Origin of the sequence: Anaerobacillus arseniciselenatis, assembly GCF_001865995.1 — a bacterium.
Classification (GTDB): Bacteria; Bacillota; Bacilli; order Bacillales; family Anaerobacillaceae; genus Anaerobacillus; species Anaerobacillus arseniciselenatis.
In genome coordinates, this window is the sequence record NZ_MLQQ01000033.1 from 1 (window position 1) to 4,200 (window position 4,200).

A 4,200-nucleotide genomic window follows, 5' to 3' on the forward strand; every position below is an offset into this window, starting at 1 on the left:
GACACTTTGTTTTGTCCCACCCTCTTATTTGTACTATAAAAATGTCTTTAAAAGTAACAATGATTGTTCACTTTACATAATTCCGTTTTTTTCCGGTCATAGTAAGAGAAGGTAACGATAAGGTGGCTTGAAAAAAGTGGAGAATAACAGTGTGATTCATAAAAATCTTAATAAAAATGTCGAAGCATTAAGGCAAGTATTTTCAGCCGATCTAAATTCAGATTTCAAAGTTAGATATGTTTATTTAACTTCATTAAAATGTGATGTCGCTCTTCTTTATTTAAATGGAATGGTTAATTTTGAGAGTATAGAAACGACGGTGATTCGCCCACTTATTGAAAAAGAAGGTGTTTATGGCAAAGGTTCATTGAGTGAAATTGTCGGAAAGGAAATATTAGTAAATAAAGATGTTCAAAAAATTGAAGCGCTTGATGATGCAAAAATTGAAATTTTACGAGGAAATACAATCATTTTTATCGATAACGAAGCTGTTGCCTTAAGCATTACTACAGCGGGTTTTGAGCATCGGGGTGTTGAAAAACCACAAAGTGAAAATGTATTAAAAGGTCCGATGGAAAGTTTTGTAGAGTCTGGTTTTATAAATCGTTCCTTAATTCGTAAGCAAGTTCATAATGAACACCTTATAACGGAGTCGTTAACTGTAGGTAAAAAAAAATCAACGGTTATTTCGATGCTGTATATAAATGACATTGTTAATCATGATTTAGTTGAGAAGGTAAAGAAGAGAATTGATGAGATTAATGTCGATTGTTTGCAAGGGGTTTCGATACTTGAGCAACACATCGAGGAACGGCCTTACTCTTTACTACCGAGCATTCTTTATACAGAGAGACCCGATCGTGCTGCGGCTTTTTTACAAGAGGGGCATATCGTTTTAATTATGGATAATTCACCAGCCTGCTTAGTCGTTCCAGTTACGATTTGGTCTTTTTTTCATACAGCAGAAGATTATTATCAACGTTGGGCTTACGGGAACTTTATTCGCTGCGTTCGCTTTTTTGCTATTTTTGTAGCTTTACTTGTTCCTAGTTTATATATAGCTATTACAAATTTTCATGTAGAAATGATTCCAGCTGATTTAGTTTTATCAATTGCGGCTACGAGGGAGCGAGTCCCTTTTCCATCGATTGTCGAAGTTATTATTATGGAAATCGCTTTTGAGCTATTAAGAGAAGCAGGAGTCCGAATTCCTTCTGCGATTGGACCGACAATCGGGATTGTAGGTGCACTAATTTTAGGACAGGCGGCCGTTGAAGCAAATATTATTAGCCCTATTTTAGTTATAGTCGTTGCTGTTACAGGGCTAGCGTCATTTGCTATTCCTGATATTAGTTTTAGTTTTTTTATTCGTTTATTGCGTTTTGTTTTCTTGTTTTTTGGCGCAACGATGGGGTTATTTGGAGTAGCTGCTTGTTTAACAGTACTAATTGCCTACTGTTCAACGGCAAAATCTTTTGGAGTTCCTTTTTTTGCTCCAATTTCCCCACATTATCGCTCGTCGAAAGACACTTTAATAAGACCACCGCTTTGGAAAATGTGGTTGCGTCCGTTTTACGTGAGTCGTAAAAATTTTAAAAGGTCAACACGTCCAGAAGGGAATTCTTCACAATGATTAAGCCTACTGACGGTAAAATAGGGTCGCGAGAATTTTTTGGTCTCGTTTTAATTTTAATATTAATTAAGACTACTGGTTCTACACCAATGTATTTATTTAAAGTTGGTGAAAATGCTACTTGGATGATGCCGATGTTCTTTCTGTTCGTCATCATTCTCCCATTTTTTCTACTTTATAAAATATTACAAGCTCATCAAGAAAAGCATTTAGTGGAGATCATTTATTCATTACTTGGTAAATGGGTAGGTTTTTTGTTAATCTTGCTTATTTTTTTGTATTCTTTTTCTAGTTTAGTTTTGTCGAGTAGAAGTACTGTAGATATAGTAGGAACGCTTTTTTATCCAATAACACCTAAAATAATGATTTACTTACTGTTAATGTTCGCTAGTTACATTATTGCTAATCGTGGTTTAGAAGCGGTTGGGAGAACTACTTGGCTTTTTTACCCTGCATTAAATTTATTTTTATTGATAGCGATACTTTTAGCTTTTCCAATTTTACACGTAGATTTTATTTTCCCGGTATTAGGGCCAGGACTACCAACATTAATAACAAATAGTATAAAGCATAGTGCTACCTACGGGGAGTTATTTTTATTAGCTTTTTTGTATCCGTTTATTCGCTCAAATAAAGATTTTAAAATTGGCTCATTTATCGGAATTTTATTTGTTACGATTCAATTTTCGCTCATTTTAGCTGTTTTTGTAATGGCGTTTGATTACCCGAGTATTGAAAGTATTGCTTATCCTTTTCAACAATTAACGAGAATTATTGAATTAAATGCTGTTTTAGCTAACTATGATAGTATTTTTTTAGCTGTTTGGATCGTAGCTTCTGTGATTCGTTTTGCAGCATTGCTTTATATTACAACACTAATTTTTGCTTATATGATTAGGCTAGAGGAGTTTGAACCTTTACTTTTGCCGTTTAGCGGTTTAATTGTGATGTTAGGGATTATCCCTGAAAATCCAATTGTTGTCATGAATTACTTTAACAAAATTGTCATCGAGAGTGGCTGGATGATTATTAACTCTTTTCCGATCCTATTGTGGGTTGTCTGGAAATGGAAGGAGAGAAGCGCGTATTGAAAAAAACGTTGCTAATCGTTCATTGTTGTATATTAGTTTTAATGTTAGGGTGTTGGGATCGGCATGAGATAGATGAATTAGCTTATGTAATTGCGATAGGAATAGATGAAGGAGAGGGAGATGATTTTTTAGTTACGTATCAAATTGCCAATCCTAAAGAAGCTGGAGAGGATGATGTCATTTCTGATATTATTTCTATTCGTGCTCCAGACTTTCTTTCGGCGAGAGATTTGGTTGTTGCTTTCGTTTCGAGAGAAGTTGTTTTTACGCACACGAAAGTGTTGATCGTTAGTGAAACGTTTGCGAGAAGAGATGAGTTTGTAAATTTTATAAAACCGGCAATACGCGAACGACAATTAAGTAGAAAGGTAAACCTCATTGTTTCCAAAGAGAAAGCAAGTGATTTTATGAGGAATAATGAGCCTACTCTTGAAACGAGGCCGCATAAATTTTTCGAACTAATGACTGATCGTTGGGAAGATACGGGCCTAGTTCCTGATTCCACTTTACATAGTTTGTTTCACCGTATGGAAGAGGATAGTGGAGTATTTTTAGCTACATACAGCACAACCGTTCAAGAAGAAGCAGGTGTTGGACAAGAAGATGATTACATCCCAGGTGAAGTTAGAATTCAAGGAAGTAACCCAACGCAAACAGTTGGTAGTGCTGTCATCAAGGAAGGAAAGATGATTGGCAGCCTAACAGGAGAAGAAACTAGGTTTTCATTGTTACTTCGCCCTAAAAAAGAAATTGAAAAAATGATCGCAAGCTACCCTGATCCAATAGATGAGGAATATAAGATCACGGTGAGATTTCTAGCTGAAGAAGGCTCTAACATTACTATAAATACAAAAAAAAGAGCACCTGTAATTCACGTGAGGACACCATTAAGGCTAGAAGTGCTATCGATAGAGAGCGACATCGACTATGTAGAAGATTTAGAAAAGCAAGAAGTGTTAAAAATGCACATTAAAAGCGTAATTGAAGCAAAGGTGAATACGTTTATTCGAAAAACGCAAAAAGAATTCAAGGCCGAACCATTTCGCTGGTCTTTACCTGCGAGGCGTACATTCTTAACAAATAGGGAATATGAACAATATCGATGGATGGAAAACTATCCGTATGCCGAAGTTCATTTTGAAGTAGATTTGCAGTTTAAGGAATTTGGAAAGCAACTGGCACCTACTGATATGGAAGAAGTAAAGGGTTGATTTAATGGAATCGATTTTAATTATAATAGGGTTATATCTTTGTTATTATACAATCGTTTACACAAAGATTGTATGGGAAGAAAAAAAGAAATTTGCTTCTTTTTTTCTAATTATCCTTGCGATTAGCCTTGTAGTATTACCTTTTTTCATATATTTTTCGTAGGAGTTGGTTAGTTGGTTGGTCAGTTAGTTGGTTTGTTGGAAAGTAAACCACTCCATTTTCCATATTAGATGGTGACGATGTTTCTTCATGCGCGTTTTGTAT

3 protein-coding genes are annotated in these 4,200 nt (G+C 35.3%); all 3 read left to right on the forward strand.

Translation table 11 applies throughout. From position 1 onward, the window contains the following. The first annotated feature begins 136 nt into the window (after positions 1–136). Genes BKP35_RS12395 through BKP35_RS12405 form a run of 3 tightly spaced genes read left to right on the forward strand, consistent with a single transcriptional unit; the run spans position 137 to position 3,935 of the window. Positions 137–1,633, forward strand: a complete 1,497-nt coding sequence (locus BKP35_RS12395) for a spore germination protein (protein WP_211274627.1) — start codon at positions 137–139, stop codon at positions 1,631–1,633. Continuing rightward, the gene (locus BKP35_RS12400; protein WP_071313677.1) at positions 1,630–2,724 is read left to right on the forward strand and encodes a GerAB/ArcD/ProY family transporter; all 1,095 of its coding nucleotides are present in this window, start codon (positions 1,630–1,632) and stop codon (positions 2,722–2,724) included. The genes BKP35_RS12395 and BKP35_RS12400 overlap by 4 nt, the downstream gene beginning before the upstream one ends. After that, entirely contained in the window at positions 2,721–3,935 is a 1,215-nt protein-coding gene (locus BKP35_RS12405) for a Ger(x)C family spore germination protein (RefSeq protein ID WP_169819217.1), read from the forward strand. The genes BKP35_RS12400 and BKP35_RS12405 overlap by 4 nt, the downstream gene beginning before the upstream one ends. Positions 3,936–4,200 lie beyond the last annotated feature (265 nt).